Source organism: Erwinia papayae (genome assembly GCF_058241465.1).
This window is the reverse complement of record NZ_JBZCHT010000002.1, coordinates 271,250-289,158: the sequence shown is the minus strand read 5'-3', so window position 1 is coordinate 289,158 and position 17,909 is coordinate 271,250. Positions and strand designations below refer to the sequence as shown.

Sequence of the window (17,909 nt, the reverse complement as noted above, 5' to 3'; positions counted from 1 at the left end):
CTCATCTCGCCGTTATTCTTATCTGACAACATCATCAGCATCTGCCTGTTGAAGGCCTGAATAACGTGATGCCCTGTTTTGGTACATCATTTGAAAAATTCTAATTTCACCACCCTGTTCGCATTATATTTCCTCATGCAAAGATGATTTTATCGCGCTGTCATTTTAGCTGTCAGATACCTTTTCACTACTTTTAAACTGCAATAAGACTACTAAATCAGAATTTAAAAATGTGATTATTTATATTTTAAGTTAAAAACTCCGATTAATTATCTTTCCCTTCTGTTGCACCATAATGATTCGACCCTGTTTAACTTATGGTTAATCACCGTATTCGATGGTAACTTCAGTCCCAGGGTAACGTTTGCGCCGCGCCAGCCGTGCAGGCGTCAATAATCAGAACAGGAATCGATATGACTCAGCAGACTCCCTTGTTTGAACAACACCAGGTTGCAGGCGCACGTATGGTGGACTTTCATGGCTGGATGATGCCACTGCACTATGGCTCACAGATCGATGAACACCACGCGGTACGCACTGATGCCGGGATGTTTGACGTCTCGCACATGACCATCGTCGATTTGCATGGGCCGCGTACCCGCGACTTTCTGCGTTACCTTCTTGCCAACGATGTTGCCAAACTGACCCAACCGGGTAAGGCCCTCTACACCGCCATGCTCAATGCTTCCGCTGGCGTCATTGACGATCTGATTGTTTACTTTATCAACGAAGAATTTTTTCGCCTGGTGGTCAACTCAGCTACCCGTGAGAAGGATCTGGCGTGGATTAGTGAACATGCTGAACCTTATGGCGTTCAGATTCACGAGCGGGACGATCTGTCGCTGATTGCCGTGCAGGGGCCGAATGCCCAGGCTAAAGCACAAAGCCTGTTTGACGAGACACAATGTCAGGCCGTGGCCGGAATGAAACCTTTCTTTGGTGTAGAGACCGGCGACCTGTTTATTGCTACCACGGGATATACCGGTGAAGCGGGTTATGAAATTGCCCTGCCAAACCAGCAGGCGGCTGAATTCTGGCAAAAGCTGGTGGCGGCAGGCGTGAAACCTGCCGGGCTCGGAGCGCGCGACACGTTGCGCCTTGAAGCCGGGATGAATCTGTACGGTCAGGAGATGGATGAAGGGGTTTCTCCGCTGGCTGCCAATATGGGCTGGACGGTGGCATGGCAGCCACAGGAGCGTGACTTTATCGGCCGTGAAGCGCTTACCGCGCAGCGTGAAAAAGGCACTGAACAACTGGTCGGTCTGATGATGACTGAAAAAGGCGTACTGCGGAATGAACTGCCGGTGCGCTTCACCGATGCGCAGGGCAATCTTCAGCAAGGCGTCATTACCAGTGGCTCTTTCTCGCCAACCCTGGGGTACAGCATTGCGCTGGCTCGCGTTCCGGCGGGTATTGGCGAAACCGCCATTGTACAGATCCGCAACCGTGAAATGCCCGTTCGCGTAACCAAACCAATTTTCGTGCGTGCCGGTAAACCGGTCGTATAACAGACTTGCAAGCCAGGCCATGCGCTGTCAGAGCGTATGCCTTTAAATAATAACGTTCAGGAGAGTGGGCGATGAGCAATGTGCCAGGTGAATTGAAATATCGTGACAGCCACGAATGGGTGCGTAAAGAAGCAGACGGGACCTACACCGTGGGGATCACGGAACACGCACAGGAACTGTTGGGCGACATGGTGTTCGTCGACCTGCCTGACGTGGGCAGCAGTTGGAGCCAGGGCGATGACTGCGCAGTGGCAGAATCAGTGAAAGCTGCGTCAGATATTTACGCCCCGATTAGCGGTGAAGTGGTGGCGGTAAACGACGTGCTGGACGGAGAACCGGAACGGGTCAACAGCGCGCCTTATGAAGACGGCTGGCTGTTCCGTATTAAAGCCAGCGATGAATCCGAACTGGATTCACTGCTGGATGCGGATGCCTATAAAGCCAGCATTGACGAATAACCCGTAATCAGGATTTGTTAGCAATGACCCAGACTCTCAGCCAGTTAGAACACACCGGTGCGTTTACTGAGCGCCATATCGGCCCCTCTTCGCAGCAGCAGGAGGCGATGTTAAATGCTATCGGTGCCCATTCTCTTTCCGGGCTAATCGCCTCGATTGTGCCGGCGGATATTCAACTGCCAGGCCCACCGGCGATTGGTGACGCCCTGACTGAACATCAGGCGCTGGCAGAGTTGAAGGCGATAGCCAGTCAGAACCAGCGCTACAAATCCTACATCGGCATGGGGTATACGCCGGTACTGACACCACCGGTTATTTTGCGCAATATGCTGGAAAATCCGGGCTGGTACACGGCCTATACCCCTTATCAGCCTGAAGTGTCGCAGGGACGTCTGGAAGCTCTGCTCAATTTTCAACAACTGACGTTGGATCTCACCGGGCTGGACATCGCGTCAGCGTCACTGCTGGATGAAGCGACCGCAGCGGCAGAAGCGATGGCGATGGCGAAGCGCGTCAGTAAGCTGAAAAATGCCGGACGTTTTTTTGTCGCGGATGACGTTCACCCTCAGACGCTTGACGTGGTGCGCACCCGTGCTGAAACTTTTGGTTTTGAGCTGCTGGTGGACAAGGCAGAAAAAGTCCTCGATCACCAGGAGGTGTTTGGCGTGCTGTTGCAGCAGGTCGGCACCACCGGAGAAGTACAGAATTACACCAGCCTGATTGCCGAACTGAAAGCACGAAAAGTGGTTGTGGCGGTCGCGGCCGATTTGATGTCGCTGGTGCTGTTGCAGGCTCCAGCCAGACAGGGCGCGGATATTGTTTTCGGCTCCGCTCAGCGTTTTGGCGTCCCAATGGGATACGGCGGGCCACACGCGGCATTCTTCGCTGCACGCGACGAGCATAAACGCTCAATGCCCGGGCGTATTATTGGTGTTTCCCGCGATGCGGCAGGCAACACCGCCCTGCGGATGGCAATGCAGACGCGTGAGCAACATATTCGCCGCGAGAAAGCGAATTCAAATATCTGTACCTCTCAGGTGCTGCTGGCCAACATTGCCAGCCTGTATGCCGTATTCCACGGTCCGCAGGGGCTGAAGCGTATTGCGTCACGTATTCATCGTCTGACCGATATTCTGGCTGCCGGCCTGCTGAAAGCCGGTCTGACGCTGCGTCATCAGAGTTGGTTTGATACCCTGACCGTCGAGGTAAGCGACAAAGCCGCCGTACTGGACCGCGCACTGAGTTTCGGTATCAATCTGCGCACCGATATTCATCAGGCTGTTGGCATCACGCTGGATGAAACCACCCTGCGTGAAGATGTGGCTGCGCTGTTCTCAGTTCTGTTGGGAGAAAACCACGGGCTGGATATTGAACAACTTGATGCTGCGGTTGCCGCCGACAGCCAGTCGATCCCGGCAAACCTGCTACGACACGATGCCATTCTGACGCACCCGGTGTTCAATCGTCATCACAGCGAAACGGAAATGATGCGCTACATGCACAGCCTGGAGCGCAAAGATCTGGCACTCAACCAGGCGATGATCCCGCTGGGATCCTGCACCATGAAACTCAATGCCGCTGCGGAAATGATCCCCATCACCTGGCCGGAGTTTTCAGAACTGCATCCATTCTGTCCGGCAGAACAGGCCGGTGGCTATCTGCAAATGATTGGTCAGCTGTCGCAGTGGCTGGTCCAGCTGACCGGCTATGATGCGCTCTGCATGCAGCCAAACTCAGGCGCACAGGGTGAATACGCTGGCCTGCTGGCAATCCGCCGCTATCATGAAAGCCGCAATGAAGGCGGACGTCATATCTGCCTGATCCCCAGCTCTGCGCATGGCACCAATCCGGCATCCGCCCAGATGGCAGGGATGTCAGTGGTGGTGGTCGCCTGTGACCGACAGGGAAATATCGACCTGCATGACCTGCGCATCAAGGCGGAGCAGAGTGGTGAAGCGCTCTCCTGCATTATGGTGACCTACCCGTCCACCCACGGCGTGTATGAAGAAACCATCCGCGAGGTTTGCCAGATTGTTCATCAGTTTGGCGGTCAGGTTTATCTGGATGGCGCAAATATGAATGCCCAGGTGGGAATTACCACGCCGGGTTACATCGGCGCGGATGTATCCCACCTTAACCTGCATAAAACCTTCTGTATCCCGCATGGCGGCGGCGGTCCCGGTATGGGGCCAATCGGCGTGAAAGCGCACCTGGCGCCCTTTGTGCCGGGGCACAGCGTGGTGCAGATTGATGGGGTGCTGACGCAACAGGGCGCGGTTTCCGCCGCACCTTTTGGCAGTGCTTCCATTTTACCCATCAGCTGGATGTACATCCGCATGATGGGGGCGGAAGGTCTGAAACAGGCCAGCTCGGTGGCGATCCTGAATGCCAACTATATCGCCACGCGTTTACAGTCTGCTTATCCCATTCTTTACACCGGTCGTGATGGTCGCGTGGCGCATGAGTGCATTCTGGACATTCGCCCGCTGAAAGAGCAGACCGGCATCAGCGAAATGGATATTGCCAAGCGGCTGATAGATTATGGTTTCCACGCGCCAACCATGTCCTTCCCGGTGGCGGGTACGCTGATGGTTGAGCCGACTGAATCAGAGAGCAAAATCGAGCTGGATCGCTTTATCGATGCGATGCTGGCTATCCGGATGGAAATCGATCGGGTAGCGGCAGGCGAATGGCCAGCGGACGATAACCCACTGGTCAATGCTCCCCACACGCAAATGGAAATCGTCAGCGACTGGTCGCATCCCTACAGCCGGGAGCTGGCGGTCTTCCCGGCAGGCAGCGAAAATAAATACTGGCCCGCGGTGAAACGTCTTGATGATGTTTACGGTGACCGTAATCTGTTCTGTTCCTGCGTCCCGATGAGCGAATACGAATAGTCCGGCGGATGTTGACTGCACATAAGAGGGGCACATGGCGTGTCTGATAATGATATTTAACTAACTGAACTAAAAGGATTTAGTTCTTACGGTGTCCACACCGTGAGCATATCGATAAAAAAAGCCCCGCTGGATGGGGCTTTTGCTTTAAAGCATCAGATCTAACTGTTCCCTGCCATAGTGTGAAGCCGGGAAGGCATCGCGGGGGATAAAGTCAGGCGGCACGGCGCGGTGCCAGCTCGCTTTTTTACTTCCCGTTCCACGCTCTTAAGCGTGGTGAATGAACGGCTGCATTCCAGATTCTGGCACTGATGATACTGCCGGATGGTCATATCGGTTATTTTACGGCTGGTACGGGTGCGGGCCATAGCGCCGCAAAATGGACATCTGAACATAATGATGGCTCCCCTGTGGGAGTTGAACTCCATGACATTCTATTCAGTTTCCGCTATCCAGTCAGAGATTTTTGCCTCCAGTTCCAGCCGGATGGCAACTGCTATCTGGAGTGCCGCCGTAATCGCCTGAATGGGCCGCTGACGTTGCGCCATGTTCCTGCGAAATACACAGGCCGCGGCAGCGATCTGTACACTTATTTTATCCGTCAGTGGAAGGATGAGTACATGTTTAAAGCGGGTGAGGTCTGCCACGTAATGAATCCTGATTTTCACCAGGAGATCTACGGGATGCCGGAATATATAGGCGCGCTGCTTTCCGCCAGCCTGTCACACTCCGCCGATAAGTTCCGCAAACTCTATTACGATAATGGCTCACATGCTGGCTGCATACTCTACGTCGGTGCGGCGCAGGTTGACCAGGAAAGTATAAAGGTGGTGCAAAAAAATCTGTCAGAGGCCAGAGGAAAAAGCGCATTCAAAAACGTGCGGATCAATGCGCCGGGCGGTGGTAAGGATGGTGTATAGCTGATACCGTTCAGTCAGATCTCTGCAAAAGATGAGTTTCTGAATATCAAATCTGTTACGCGTGACGATATTCTTGCCGCCCACCGCGTGCCGCCGCAACTGATGGGTGCTATGCCTGGTGAGAAAGGATCGTTTGGCGACGTTGAAAAAGCCGCGCGCGTCTTTGCCATCAATGAACTGATGCCGGTTATGGAAGCACTGAAGAATATCAATGACTGGCTGGGACAGGAAGTGATCCGTTTCACTCCTTACGCCCTGCTCAAAGACGAGTAACCCGATGCACCCGCCGCGCATCCTGTGGCGGTTCTCCTTCAGTAATTTTCAATCGTCGCATGATCGGCCACCACCTGATCACCACTCCGCACAACCTTTAACACTCCCCACTCAGAACGCATGAGCACCATTCTGGCAGACGCAATCTGCAATCGACCCGGCGAACATCAAGTAGGGAGAAAGTGCGCTGAGAAGGCGAAAAAGGCCGGAGAATGGCAATTAAAGGCATTACCTCCCGACCCTCCGTCGCGTGGGCTGTTCCCCCGTCACCTGCGCGCGACATTCGTTCCGTTTTTTGTGCATTTGCCGTTCCAGGGCAAGACCGCTCCGCCACAGGGCGGAAAGGGCATAAACAGCATCAGAAAAATTGTGCAAATTTGTGCAGCAATTTTAATGAGTCTGGCATAGCTGAATTTTTGTAATTATAGTGACATTTTCTCTTGTAAAGGACTGCATATGAGTATGACTTTTTCAGCGTTATGGAATGCCCACCCCGAAGTTAAGGGTGATGAAAATCCTTGTCGTAGGGAGGACGGGCATAAAGCTTTTGATGATCAGTGTGCAATACGCATTGGCACAGCACTGGCGCGGTGTGGGTATGACGTGACTAAGTTGCGGGTACAGTTCTGTTGGCTGCACCCTAAAAGCGAAGGGCATGTATTGCGTGCTGAAGAACTGGCTAACGCCCTGAGAAGCGCCAACATATCGGGCGTTTTCCCGATGGTGAAAGTCAGTGTTGATAATTTTGAGAAGGTGCTCAAAAATCAGCACGGGATCATCTTCTTTAAGGACTACTGGCGACGGGGAAATGAAAGTCTTCTTAACCGCAGCGGAGACCACATCGATCTGTGGAACGGTGACCGGCTGACAACGAAACTCAGTTACTTTCGTATCCAGTGGGGTCTGAGCATAGACGGACTCTGGTCGAGTTTTGCTAATGCTAAGGAAATCTGGTTCTGGAAAATGATATGAGAATACTCAAAATAACGCTCTCCACGCTGGCCGGGTCGATATGTGGCGCGGGTTTAATGTACCTGCTGATGCCGTTTATCAGTCAAACATTTGTTGGCCCCATACATGGCGAAGATCAGATGTCTGCAAACTTTGAAATCTTCTTCATTGGTACGCTTGTACTGGCCATTCTTGGTGCGATGGTTGGCTGGATGGTAGCCAGAAGGCTGACCCGGCAATAGACTACAGTTCCGGGCTGTCATGATCGCTCAGTAATTCAGTCATGATCGCCAGCTGCTCACCGGGCGGCAACTGACGATATTTTGCCGCCCATCACTGCGCTTTCAGATCTTTTCTGTAGAGGGATCAGGCGTGTTTCATACGTTCATTCAGCGTCTCAATAATGAAGGCATTAACTGAGGTTTCATGCTCCGCCGCAGCCTGATTAAGTCGCTCACCAAATGATTCCGGATAACGTAACGTGAAAGTTTTAACCTTCTCCTGACGGGCATAGGGTTCGATCCCCGAAGCGCTGCAATCCTCCAGATATTCACGCAGCGAAATTTCACCTTCCTTTTTCAGCCCCTGAATACTGTCCGATACAAAATCACAATAGCCGGTCAGCCCCAGAAACTTACCGCGAAACGCTCCCAGATCCGGCACATAGTTGATAATGGCCGGTTGTCCGGCGATATCGATAGTATTGGGTGTTGATGGTTTGCTCATGGCTTAACTCCTGTGTTTTCAAGCCAGTCACGCAGGTTAACTATTGCACCTTTGCCCGTATCTGGTGAAGGATGGGGACGATGAAAGTTAGCGATACTGCCGTTAAGGATAAACTTACAGCGGGAACCGCGCCCCTCCTTAACGTCCCCTCCCAGCGCCGGCCGGGTTTTATCTATACCGAAATGCATGCAGACGGAGGGGAACCTAGAAGGGTGGATCGTGTGGCATCGACCATTCCAATGCGGCGGGGAGGACAGCCAGAAGAAATTGCCCGGGTGATTGGCTGGCTGATCAGTGACGACGCCTCTTATGTTACCGGTACGTTTACAGATGCGGCCGGTGGGCGTTAGCCTGACAAACACCGCTAACTTAGCTACTGCGTCACAAAGTTGTCCGCCCCGCAGGGACGGCAATGAAATCATTTTCCAGACGCTCGATCTGCTGTCAGTAAGTCTTCTCCGCCGCCTTGTGATGATTATTTTGTGCAGGTTAGTGAAAACTCGCGGATTTGCTGCTGTTACAGCCATTCACAGTTTATTTTAGCTTACATGTGTACTCTGAAATTATTCTCAGATACGCTGAACCTGCTCAATTTTCGGGCGTACTGGCCGATATTAACAGTACTGAGCGCTGATATTACCCGGTATCAGCAAGCCCGTTTCATTCCAGGGAGTAAGTGTTATGGCCAATAAAGCGTTACTGGCACACGGCTATTCGCTGGCCGAAGAAGTGGCTAACAGTATCAGCCACGGTATCGGCTGTATTCTGGGGATTGTCGGACTGGTCTTGCTGCTGAACCATGCCATTGACACCCAGGCAGGCATCATGGCGATTGCCAGCTACAGCCTGTATGGCGGCAGCATGATCCTGCTGTTTCTGGCTTCCACTCTTTACCATGCTATCCCCTTTCAGCGGGCAAAATACTGGCTTAAAAAGCTGGATCACTGCGCCATCTACCTGCTGATTGCGGGCACCTACACCCCATTTTTGCTGGTTGGACTGAAGTCGCCGCTGGCACATGCCCTGATGGTGGTCATCTGGAGCCTGGCGCTGATTGGCGTAGTGTTCAAATTAATGTTCGTGCAGCGCTTTGAGGCGCTGTCGGTCACCACTTATCTGCTGATGGGATGGCTGTCGTTGATCGTCATTTATCAGCTGACGTTAAAGCTTTCGCCGGGCGGCGTCTGGCTGCTGGCGCTGGGCGGCGTTATCTATTCGCTGGGGGTTATCTTCTACGTGGCGAAAAAAATCCCTTACAACCACGCAATCTGGCACGGCTTTGTGCTGGGGGGAAGCCTCTGCCATTTTCTGGCGATTTATCTCTACGTTTCCTGAATAACAGGGGCCGGATGGCCCCTGGTCAGGTTGCTCAGCTTAATGCATAGGGCAGCGGTTGAATGGTCAGCTTGCCCGTTTCATCACCCTGCACACGTAACTCACTGTCAGGCTCAAGATCGTTATTCAACACCACCTGAATCCACACTGTACCGTCATCCAGGCGGCAGGCAGTGAGAACGGTTCCGGTACGACGCCAGTTGTCACCCAGCTTCAGCTCCAGCCCGTCGTTAGCCGCCGGAAGATGCGTTGCTGTACCCGCCAGCCAGTAGAGGGCGCGCTTGTTTGCACCGCGAAATTTCGCCCTGGCAACCATCTCCTGACCGCTGTAACACCCTTTTTTAAAACTGATGGCGTCCAGCGCCTGAAGATTGGTCGCCTGTGGAATAAACTGGCTGCTGCTGACATCGTCAATTACCGGGAAACCGGCTTCGATATCGAGCGCAAGCCATTGTGCGCTGTCGGCGAGCTGCGCCTGGCCTTTCAGCGCATCCTGCAACGTCAGCGCGATATCATGGCTGGTTACCACCATAAAGCGCTCGGCAGGCAGAGCAAACCACAGCAGGGTGGTTTCACCCTGCTGCACCACAGGGTTTTCAGCATCGGGTAACTGGTCAAAACAGCCGGCTAACGCAGCCCGCGCCTGCAAACCCGCCACGCCCAGCAAAGTCGCGTCGTCATCGGCGCTGATACTGATTTTTGAGAACACAGCATATTTTTTCAGCTCTGTAATCTGCGCATCGCGCAGACTGCGTCGTAACAGATAGGCCAGCCCTTCACCACGATGAAAAAGACGCAGATTGCTCCACATTTTACCTTTGGCATCGCAATGCGCGGCAGGAAGATGTTGACTGGCAGACAGCGCAGCGACATCCAGCGTCACCTGCCCCTGAAGATAGCTGATGCAGTCTGCGCCGGTTACCTGAACCAGCGCCCACTCTTCCAGTGAAATCAACGTCAATGGCAGGCGCGATGAAGCCGCAGGTTGACGAGGCGGAAAAGATAAAGTCGGCATGATGTATTCCTGAATGAAGATAAGCTCTGCCGGTCATGTTAGAAGAGCCGACCGGCTTTGCAACCAGTTTCCTGGAAACGACGCACAAAACGCGTGATATCCCTGTAACAAATGCAGCTGCTTTGCGAAACGGCTCGTAAGCTAAAAATTGCTGCATCAACATCCCGTGCAAAACGCGATACACTGACGGCCATGTTTGACTGACTGACGATGATAAAATGGACATTAATAATAAAGCCCGTGTTCACTGGGCCTGCCGTCGCGGCATGCGTGAACTGGATATCTCCATCATGCCGTTTTTTGAGTACGAATATGATTCATTGAGTGACAGCGATAAACAGGTTTTCGTTCGACTGCTGGAAAGTGACGATCCGGATCTGTTCAACTGGTTGATGAACCACGGCGAACCGCCTGATGCAGAACTGAAGCGCATGGTGCAACTGATTCAGCAGCGAAACAAGCAACGTGGCCCTGTGGCACTCTGACCTGCGGGTCTCCTGGCGTGCGCAGTGGGTTTCGTTGCTGCTGCATGGCATGGTGATCATCGCCTTACTGCTTGCCCCCTGGCCCGCCAGTTACACGGTGGTGTGGATGCTGTTGTTGACGCTGGTGGTGTTTGAATGCGTACGCAGCCAGCGGCGAATCGGCAGCAGGGAAGGTGAGATTGCCCTGTTTGAGGGAAGACAGTTTCAGTGGCGACAGCGGCGCTGGCAAATCAGCGGACGTCCGTGGATAACCCGTCAGGCAATCCTGATACCACTGCGTTCGGCAAAAGGTGAACAGGAAAAGTTGTGGCTGGTTGCTGACAGCATGTCTGCCGAGGAGTGGCGGGATTTGCGCAAACATTTGATATGTGGCGCGCCAGGCCATAAATAACGGGCGTAATCCTCAATTACTGGTTTAACTGCGCTCCAGAGAGCCAGTCTTATCTTAACCGCACTTTTCAGGGGCAGGGACAGGGGGAGGCAGCGCAGAGTCTTTAAGCCTGCGAGTTGCAGATTGAGATTCGATCAGGCCGTGAAAGGATTGTTGCGTCAGGCAAACCGCCAGCCTGGTGGTTTGCCTGACGGATTAAAGCAGGGCTGCCATCTCTGTCAGGATCTATTCACACCACTGCGCAATGCGCTCATCGGTAGCGTCATACTGATTGACGTCGTCCAGCGCGAGGCCAACGAAATGGCGGCCATCTGCTGTCAGCGGTTTTTTGCTGGTAAACTGGTAACCCTCGTTTGGCCACAGGCCAACAAATTGCACCGCAAGGGGAGCCAGAATGTCATGCAACATGCCCAGCGCATCCAGGAACCACTCGCTGTAATCGGCCTGATCGCCCATGCCATACAGCGCCACAACTTTACCGCGTAAATTAAGCGTGGGCAGTTTATGCCAGACAGCTTCCCAGTCTTCCTGTAACTCACCAAAATCCCAGGTGGGGATGCCGAGGATTAACATGTCATACTGTTCCATCAGTTCCGGGGCATCGTCTTTCAGGTTGTGCAGGGTAACAAGATCTTCACCGATAAAATCGCGGATTTTCTCTGCCGCCATTTCGGTGTAGCAAGTGCTTGAACCGTAAAAAAGACCAATATTCATTTCTGATTAACTCAATGTTCGTGGTGCAATGGGGCGGATTATATCAGAATTGCACCCCGGCAGTGTTGCCGCCGTCAGCGCAGAAAGTAAGGGGAAAAGGTGCAGGATAACGATCGGATAGAACAGTTTCTTGACGCTATATGGTCAGAGCGAAATCTGGCGGAGAATACCCTGGCCTCCTACCGGCTGGATTTAACCTCGCTGGCGGAGTGGCTGGCCCACCATGATTCGGACCTGCTGCGGGTGGATTCAGCCCAGTTACAGGCTTTTCTGGCTGAACGGGTCGAGGGGGGATATAAAGCCACCAGCTCAGCGCGCCTGCTCAGCGCCATGCGTCGCCTGTTTCAGTACCTCTATCGTGAAAAACTGCGTGAAGACGACCCCAGTGCCATTCTGGCCTCACCAAAGCTGCCGCAGCGGCTGCCGAAAGATCTCAGCGAAGCTCAGATTGAGCGTCTGCTTCAGGCTCCGGGAACTGAACAGCCGGTAGAACTGCGTGATAAAGCCATGCTGGAGCTGTTGTATGCCACCGGTCTGCGCGTCACGGAGCTGGTCAGCCTGACGTTGAATAATCTCAGTCTGCGTCAGGGCGTGGTGCGGGTAATTGGCAAAGGCAATAAAGAGCGGCTGGTCCCTCTGGGGGAAGAAGCCGTGCACTGGCTGGAGCAGTATATTGAGTATGGTCGCCCGTGGTTGCTTAACGGTCAGGCTCTGGATGTGCTGTTTCCCAGTAACCGTGCGCAACAAATGACCCGACAAACTTTCTGGCATCGGATTAAACATTACGCCACACTGGCGGGGATCGACAGCGAGAAACTCTCACCCCACGTGCTACGCCATGCATTTGCCACTCATCTGTTGAACCACGGCGCGGATCTGCGTGTCGTACAGATGCTGCTGGGACACAGTGATTTGTCGACCACCCAGATCTACACGCATGTCGCCACAGAGCGGCTGCGTCAGTTACATCAACAGCATCATCCCCGCGCTTAGCGCGAAGGTAAACAGCCCGACAATGAGGCTTTAAGGACATTAAATGAACAAGCGTCACCTTTTACTTTCACTGCTGATAACCGCATTTACCGGTTTTGCCCATGCTGACGATGCGGCCATCCGCCAGTCGTTGACAAAACTGGGCCTGCAACAGATTGAAATCCAGCCTTCCACACTGCCCGGTATGAAAACCGTGCTGTCAGAAAGCGGCGTGTTATATATCACCGACGATGGAAAACAATTCATTCAGGGACCGCTGTATGACGTCAGCGCGGGCCAGCCGGTCAATGTAACCAATAAACTGCTGGAGAAGAAAGTTGAAGCACTGCGCGATGAGATGATCATCTATAAAGCGCCAAAAGAACAACATGTGATCACCGTCTTTACCGACATCACCTGTGGCTATTGTCACAAGCTGCACGCGCAGATGGCTGACTACAATGCGCTGGGTATCACCGTCCGCTACCTTGCTTTTCCGCGTGAAGGGATGAACGGTCAGGTAGCAAAAGATATGAAATCGATCTGGTGCGTGGCCGATCGTAAAAAAGCCTTCGATGCCGCCATGAAAGGCGAAGCCGTTTCACCTGCCGACTGCAAAATCGATCTTGCTAAACAATACCAACTGGGCGTGCTTTATGGCATTCAGGGGACACCGGCTATCCTGTTGCAGAACGGCATGATGGTTCCGGGCTACCAGGGACCACAGGAAATGAAGCAAATGCTTGACAGCCAGAAGGGTGGCTGAGCGCAGTGAACAGCAAAACTGAACTCCGTCGCCGGGAGGCGGCGGAAGGCTGTCTCCTGCCGGACGATCTTCATCCTTTGCTGCGGCGTCTCTACCTGTATCGCGGCGTTAAGCAGGCAACCGAACTGGAGCGTGGCGCAAAGTATCTTCATGCCTTCCATTCTCTCGATGGCATTGAGCAGGCAGCAACGATTCTTCATCAGGCGATTGTCGACAACCTGTGCATCATGATTGTTGGGGATTTCGATGCTGACGGCGCAACCAGTACCGCCCTGACGGTACTGGCGCTGCGCAGCATGGGGGGATGTAACGTTAAGTATCTGGTGCCCAATCGCTTTGATGATGGCTATGGTCTGAGTCCGGAAGTGGTGGAGCAGGCCGCTGCCCGCGGCGCACAGCTGATAGTCACCGTGGATAATGGTATTTCTTCTCATGCTGGCGTCAGTCTGGCGCATGAAAAAGGCATCGCGGTAGTGATCACCGACCACCATCTGCCGGGCGAAACGCTGCCCGAGGCAGAGGCTATCGTTAATCCAAACCTCGATGGCTGCGGCTTTCCTTCCCGAACGCTGGCCGGTGTGGGGGTGGCCTTTTACCTGATGCTGGCTTTGCGCGCCAGATTGCGACAAAGCGGTGTCGAAACATTGCCGAATCTGGCTGAGCTACTTGATCTGGTGGCACTGGGCACCGTTGCCGATGTGGTGCCGCTTGATGCCAATAATCGCATTCTGGTCTGGCAGGGACTAAACCGCATTCGCGCCGGTAAGTGCCGGGTGGGGATCCGGGCCTTGCTGGAAATCGCCGGGCGAGACGCTCGCCAACTTGCGGCAAACGATCTTGGCTTTGCATTGGGCCCCAGGTTGAATGCGGCGGGGCGACTTGATGATATGTCCATCGGCGTGGCACTGCTGCTCAGTGAAGACCTGGCTCAGGCCCGAATGCTGGCGGCAGAACTGGATGCGTTAAATCAGACGCGCAAAGAGATAGAGCAGGGGATGCAGGCGGAAGCGCTGGCGCTGTGTGACAGACTTGAACGCAGCAGCGAGGCACTGCCGACAGGTATTGCTATGTATCATCCGGAGTGGCATCAGGGGGTGGTTGGCATTCTGGCATCAAGGCTGAAAGAGCGTTTTCACCGACCGGTCATTGCCTTTGCCCCTTCCGGCGATGGCACCCTGAAAGGTTCAGGCCGCTCGATTGCCGGGTTGCATATGCGTGATGCGCTGGAGCGGCTGGATAGCCTGAATCCGGGGCTGATGCTCAAATTTGGCGGTCACGCAATGGCCGCAGGCCTGACGCTGGAAGAAGCAAAGTTTGAAACCTTCCGTCAGCAATTTGGCGAACTGGTGGGTGAATTACTGGATGCGGAAGCGTTGCAGGGGGTGGTCTGGTCGGATGGCGAGCTGCTGGCACAGGAGCTGACCCTGCCGACGGCTGAATTGCTGCGCGGTGCCGGGCCGTGGGGACAGGCCTTTCCGGAGCCGCAGTTCGACGGCAAATTTAAGCTTATTCAACAGCGTCTGGTGGGAGAACGACACCTGAAGGTAATGCTGGAACCTCTCGGCGGCGGTCCGTTGATCGACGGTATCGCTTTTAATATTGATACCACCCAGTGGCCTGATCCCAGCGTCAGACAGGTCACGCTGGCCTATAAACTTGATATCAACGAGTTTCGCGGCAATCGCAGCGTGCAGCTGATTATTGAACGAATATGGCCGTTGTAAAAGGGGCTGGATGAGCGCGCGCGACCGTCAACAACAGTCTGATTAAGCCCGCGAATCACGCTTTTCAACGCTACAAACCCCCCGTGAATTCGGGTAAACTACGCCATTACATTGCAGATTGTAGAAGACTGAAAACATGTTTGAAATTAACCCGGTAAAAAACCGAATTCAGGATCTCTCTGAGCGCAGCGGCGTTCTCAGGGGTTATCTTTGACTACGATGCGAAGAAAGAGCGTCTAGAAGAAGTTAACGCCGAGCTGGAACAGCCGGACGTGTGGAATGAGCCTGAGCGCGCGCAGGCGCTGGGCAAAGAGCGTTCCTCGCTGGAAGCCATTGTTGCGACACTGGATCAGATGAGTCAGGGGCTGGAAGACGTTTCCGGCCTGCTGGACCTGGCGGTGGAAGCCGAAGATGAAGATACCTTCAACGAAGCCGTGGCAGAGCTGGATACGCTGGAGAAGAAACTGGCAGAGCTGGAGTTCCGCCGCATGTTCTCCGGTCAGTACGACAGTGCGGATTGCTATATCGACATCCAGGCCGGTTCCGGCGGCACCGAAGCCCAGGACTGGGCCAGTATGCTGGTGCGGATGTATCTGCGCTGGGCCGAAGCGAAAGGCTTCAAAACTGAAATCATTGAAGAATCTGAAGGTGACGTTGCCGGCACCAAATCGGCCACCTTGCGCATTATGGGCGACTATGCCTTTGGCTGGTTACGTACGGAAACCGGCGTACATCGCCTGGTACGTAAAAGTCCATTTGATTCCGGTGGTCGCCGCCACACCTCGTTCAGCTCTGCGTTTATTTATCCGGAAGTGGATGACGATATTGATATTGAAATCAACCCGGCTGACCTGCGTATCGACGTCTATCGCGCCTCGGGTGCCGGTGGTCAGCACGTAAACCGGACAGAATCTGCGGTGCGTATCACCCATATTCCCACCAATACCGTCACGCAGTGCCAGAATGACCGTTCTCAGCATAAGAACAAAGACCAGGCAATGAAGCAGATGAAAGCGAAGCTGTACGAGCTGGAAATGCAAAAGAAAAATGCTGAGAAACAGGCGCTGGAAGATAACAAATCCGACATTGGCTGGGGCAGTCAGATCCGCTCTTATGTACTGGATGACTCCCGTATCAAGGATTTGCGCACCGGCGTGGAAACCCGCAATACTCAGGCGGTGCTGGATGGCGATCTGGACCGATTTATTGAAGCAAGTCTGAAAGCAGGACTATAAGGAACTGACATGTCTGAACAACAACCGCAGAGTGCTGACGCCGCACTGGAACTGAATAATGAACTGAAAACGCGTCGTGAAAAGCTCAGTGCGCTGCGTGAAAATGGCGTGGCATTTCCGAATGATTTCCGTCGTGACACCTTGTCAGAGCAGCTTCATGCGGCTTATGACTACAAAGAAAACGAAGAACTGGAGGCGCTTGGTATTGAGGTGAGCGTCGCCGGTCGTATGATGACTCGCCGCATCATGGGCAAAGCTTCGTTTGTTACCTTGCAGGACGTGGGTGGCCGCATTCAGCTGTATGTCTCTCGTGATGACCTGGCAGAAGGTATCTACAACGAGCAGTTTAAAAAATGGGATCTTGGCGATATCGTCGGTGCGCGCGGTAAGCTGTTTAAAACCAAAACCGGCGAGCTGTCGATTCACTGCCATGAACTGCGTCTGCTGACCAAGGCTTTACGCCCGCTGCCGGACAAATTCCACGGACTGGCCGATCAGGAAACCCGTTACCGTCAGCGTTATCTCGATCTGATTGCCAACGACGATTCGCGCAACACCTTTAAAGTCCGTTCGAAAATTATGGCAGGTATCCGCAACTTTATGGTTGGCCGTGATTTTATGGAAGTGGAAACACCGATGATGCAGGTGATCCCCGGTGGCGCATCAGCCCGACCGTTTATCACCCATCATAACGCGCTGGATATTGATATGTACCTGCGTATCGCGCCAGAGCTGTATCTGAAGCGACTGGTGGTTGGTGGTTTTGAACGCGTATTTGAAATCAACCGTAACTTCCGCAATGAAGGTATTTCCCCACGCCATAATCCTGAGTTCACCATGATGGAACTCTACATGGCGTATGCGGATTACAGGGATTTGATCGAGCTGACCGAGAGCCTGTTCCGTACGCTGGCGCAGGAGGTGCTGGGCAGCACCGTGGTGCCTTATGGTGAAGAGGAGTTTGACTTCGGTAAGCCCTTTGCAAAGCTGACCATGAAAGAGGCGATCCTGAAGTACCGGCCAGAAACCGACCTTGCCGATCTTGATGATATGGAAAAAGCGACGGCGATTGCACAGTCGCTGGGCATCAAAGTCGAGAAAAGCTGGGGACTGGGACGCGTGGTGACGGAAATCTTTGAAGAGACGGCGGAAAGCCATCTGATCCAGCCAACTTTTATCACCGAATATCCGGCAGAGGTATCACCGCTGGCGCGGCGCAACGATCTCAACCCGGAAATCACTGACCGCTTTGAGTTCTTTATTGGTGGACGTGAAATCGGCAACGGTTTCTCAGAGCTGAACGATGCGCAGGATCAGGCAGAACGTTTCCTTCAGCAGGTGAATGCCAAAGACGCGGGTGATGATGAGGCGATGTTCTACGATGAAGACTACGTCACCGCGCTGGAGCATGGTTTGCCACCCACTGCGGGTCTGGGCATTGGTATCGACAGGATGGTGATGCTGTTTACCAACAGCCACACGATTCGTGATGTGATCCTGTTCCCGGCTTTACGGCCCGGCAGTAAGTAATCTCTCTGC

16 protein-coding genes and 4 pseudogenes are annotated in these 17,909 nt (G+C 53.6%); 15 read left to right on the top strand and 5 right to left on the bottom strand.

Annotated features, from left to right (window positions below):
• Positions 1–413: 413 nt before the first annotated feature.
• The 3 genes from gcvT to gcvP all read left to right on the top strand — a co-directional run bounded on the left by gcvT (position 414) and on the right by gcvP (position 4,863).
• A complete protein-coding gene (gene gcvT, locus AC3RPL_RS01320) occupies positions 414–1,508 on the top strand; it encodes a glycine cleavage system aminomethyltransferase GcvT (protein WP_490738690.1) in 1,095 nt (364 codons plus the stop codon).
• A gap of 71 nt (positions 1,509–1,579) precedes the next feature.
• Positions 1,580–1,966 carry a glycine cleavage system protein GcvH gene (gene gcvH, locus AC3RPL_RS01315; protein WP_490738689.1) on the top strand — a complete coding sequence of 129 codons (387 nt, stop codon included), beginning with the start codon at positions 1,580–1,582 and terminating at the stop codon, positions 1,964–1,966.
• Between the two features lie 23 nt (positions 1,967–1,989).
• Positions 1,990–4,863 carry an aminomethyl-transferring glycine dehydrogenase gene (gcvP, locus tag AC3RPL_RS01310; protein WP_490738688.1) on the top strand — a complete coding sequence of 958 codons (2,874 nt, stop codon included), beginning with the start codon at positions 1,990–1,992 and terminating at the stop codon, positions 4,861–4,863.
• A 147-nt stretch (positions 4,864–5,010) separates the two neighbouring features.
• Here gcvP and AC3RPL_RS01305 read toward each other — a convergent pair.
• Positions 5,011–5,258, bottom strand: a pseudogene (locus AC3RPL_RS01305) (ogr/Delta-like zinc finger family protein).
• 93 nt (positions 5,259–5,351) lie between these two features.
• Between AC3RPL_RS01305 and AC3RPL_RS01300 the strand changes: the two are divergent.
• From AC3RPL_RS01300 to AC3RPL_RS01290, 3 genes and pseudogenes are all read left to right on the top strand, one after another.
• A pseudogene (locus AC3RPL_RS01300) lies at positions 5,352–6,056 on the top strand (phage portal protein); the annotation flags it as partial.
• A 456-nt stretch (positions 6,057–6,512) separates the two neighbouring features.
• Positions 6,513–7,028 (top strand): T6SS effector amidase Tae4 family protein, encoded by a 516-nt coding sequence (locus tag AC3RPL_RS01295; RefSeq protein WP_490738687.1) that lies wholly within the window; start codon positions 6,513–6,515, stop codon positions 7,026–7,028.
• Complete coding sequence (locus tag AC3RPL_RS01290) at positions 7,025–7,249, top strand: hypothetical protein (protein ID WP_490738686.1); 225 nt, start codon at positions 7,025–7,027, stop codon at positions 7,247–7,249. The genes AC3RPL_RS01295 and AC3RPL_RS01290 overlap by 4 nt, the downstream gene beginning before the upstream one ends.
• A 124-nt stretch (positions 7,250–7,373) precedes the next feature.
• Here AC3RPL_RS01290 and AC3RPL_RS01285 read toward each other — a convergent pair whose 3' ends face one another.
• Together AC3RPL_RS01285 and AC3RPL_RS01280 are read right to left on the bottom strand one after the other, a co-directional pair.
• The gene (locus tag AC3RPL_RS01285; protein ID WP_490738685.1) at positions 7,374–7,733 is read right to left on the bottom strand and encodes a type II toxin-antitoxin system HicB family antitoxin; all 360 of its coding nucleotides are present in this window, start codon (positions 7,731–7,733) and stop codon (positions 7,374–7,376) included.
• Positions 7,730–7,894: pseudogene (locus AC3RPL_RS01280) on the bottom strand (type II toxin-antitoxin system HicA family toxin); the annotation flags it as partial. The pseudogene AC3RPL_RS01280 and the gene AC3RPL_RS01285, both read right to left, overlap by 4 nt.
• On the opposite strand from AC3RPL_RS01280, the pseudogene AC3RPL_RS01275 reads away from it, so the two are divergent.
• Both AC3RPL_RS01275 and trhA read left to right on the top strand, forming a co-directional pair.
• Positions 7,841–8,083: pseudogene (locus tag AC3RPL_RS01275) on the top strand (SDR family oxidoreductase); the annotation flags it as partial. The pseudogenes AC3RPL_RS01280 and AC3RPL_RS01275 overlap by 54 nt on opposite strands.
• A 331-nt stretch (positions 8,084–8,414) precedes the next feature.
• Positions 8,415–9,068 carry a PAQR family membrane homeostasis protein TrhA gene (trhA, locus tag AC3RPL_RS01270; protein WP_490738684.1) on the top strand — a complete coding sequence of 218 codons (654 nt, stop codon included), beginning with the start codon at positions 8,415–8,417 and terminating at the stop codon, positions 9,066–9,068.
• A gap of 34 nt (positions 9,069–9,102) precedes the next feature.
• On the opposite strand, the gene ygfZ is transcribed toward trhA, so the two are convergent.
• Complete coding sequence (gene ygfZ, locus AC3RPL_RS01265) at positions 9,103–10,083, bottom strand: tRNA-modifying protein YgfZ (RefSeq protein WP_490738683.1); 981 nt, start codon at positions 10,081–10,083, stop codon at positions 9,103–9,105.
• 218 nt (positions 10,084–10,301) lie between these two features.
• Between ygfZ and sdhE the strand changes: the two genes are divergently transcribed.
• Together sdhE and AC3RPL_RS01255 are read left to right on the top strand one after the other, a co-directional pair.
• Entirely contained in the window at positions 10,302–10,568 is a 267-nt protein-coding gene (gene sdhE, locus AC3RPL_RS01260) for an FAD assembly factor SdhE (protein ID WP_034938641.1), read from the top strand.
• Positions 10,549–10,959 carry a protein YgfX gene (locus AC3RPL_RS01255; protein ID WP_490738682.1) on the top strand — a complete coding sequence of 137 codons (411 nt, stop codon included), beginning with the start codon at positions 10,549–10,551 and terminating at the stop codon, positions 10,957–10,959. The genes sdhE and AC3RPL_RS01255 overlap by 20 nt, the downstream gene beginning before the upstream one ends.
• 225 nt (positions 10,960–11,184) lie before the next feature.
• On the opposite strand, the gene fldB is transcribed toward AC3RPL_RS01255, so the two are convergent.
• Positions 11,185–11,673: a flavodoxin FldB gene (gene fldB / locus AC3RPL_RS01250; protein ID WP_490738681.1), complete on the bottom strand. Its 489-nt coding sequence runs from the start codon at positions 11,671–11,673 to the stop codon at positions 11,185–11,187.
• 99 nt (positions 11,674–11,772) lie between these two features.
• On the opposite strand from fldB, the gene xerD reads away from it, so the two are divergent.
• The 5 genes from xerD (at position 11,773) to lysS (ending at position 17,900) form a co-directional block, all read left to right on the top strand.
• Positions 11,773–12,666, top strand: a complete 894-nt coding sequence (xerD, locus tag AC3RPL_RS01245) for a site-specific tyrosine recombinase XerD (RefSeq protein WP_261640934.1) — start codon at positions 11,773–11,775, stop codon at positions 12,664–12,666.
• Positions 12,667–12,709: 43 nt separating this feature from the next.
• Positions 12,710–13,411, top strand: coding sequence for a bifunctional protein-disulfide isomerase/oxidoreductase DsbC (gene dsbC, locus AC3RPL_RS01240; protein WP_034938625.1), 702 nt, complete (start codon positions 12,710–12,712; stop codon positions 13,409–13,411).
• A gap of 5 nt (positions 13,412–13,416) precedes the next feature.
• On the top strand, positions 13,417–15,135 hold the full coding sequence (gene recJ / locus AC3RPL_RS01235) for a single-stranded-DNA-specific exonuclease RecJ (protein ID WP_490738680.1): 1,719 nt from the start codon (positions 13,417–13,419) through the stop codon (positions 15,133–15,135).
• Between the two features lie 136 nt (positions 15,136–15,271).
• Positions 15,272–16,370, top strand: a protein-coding gene (gene prfB, locus AC3RPL_RS01230) for a peptide chain release factor 2 (protein WP_152542783.1) whose coding sequence is annotated in 2 segments (ribosomal slippage) — positions 15,272–15,346 and positions 15,348–16,370 — 1,098 coding nt in all. Because the reading frame shifts where the segments join, the coding sequence is not laid out codon by codon here.
• 9 nt (positions 16,371–16,379) lie between these two features.
• Positions 16,380–17,900, top strand: a complete 1,521-nt coding sequence (gene lysS / locus AC3RPL_RS01225) for a lysine--tRNA ligase (protein WP_490738679.1) — start codon at positions 16,380–16,382, stop codon at positions 17,898–17,900.
• Positions 17,901–17,909 lie beyond the last annotated feature (9 nt).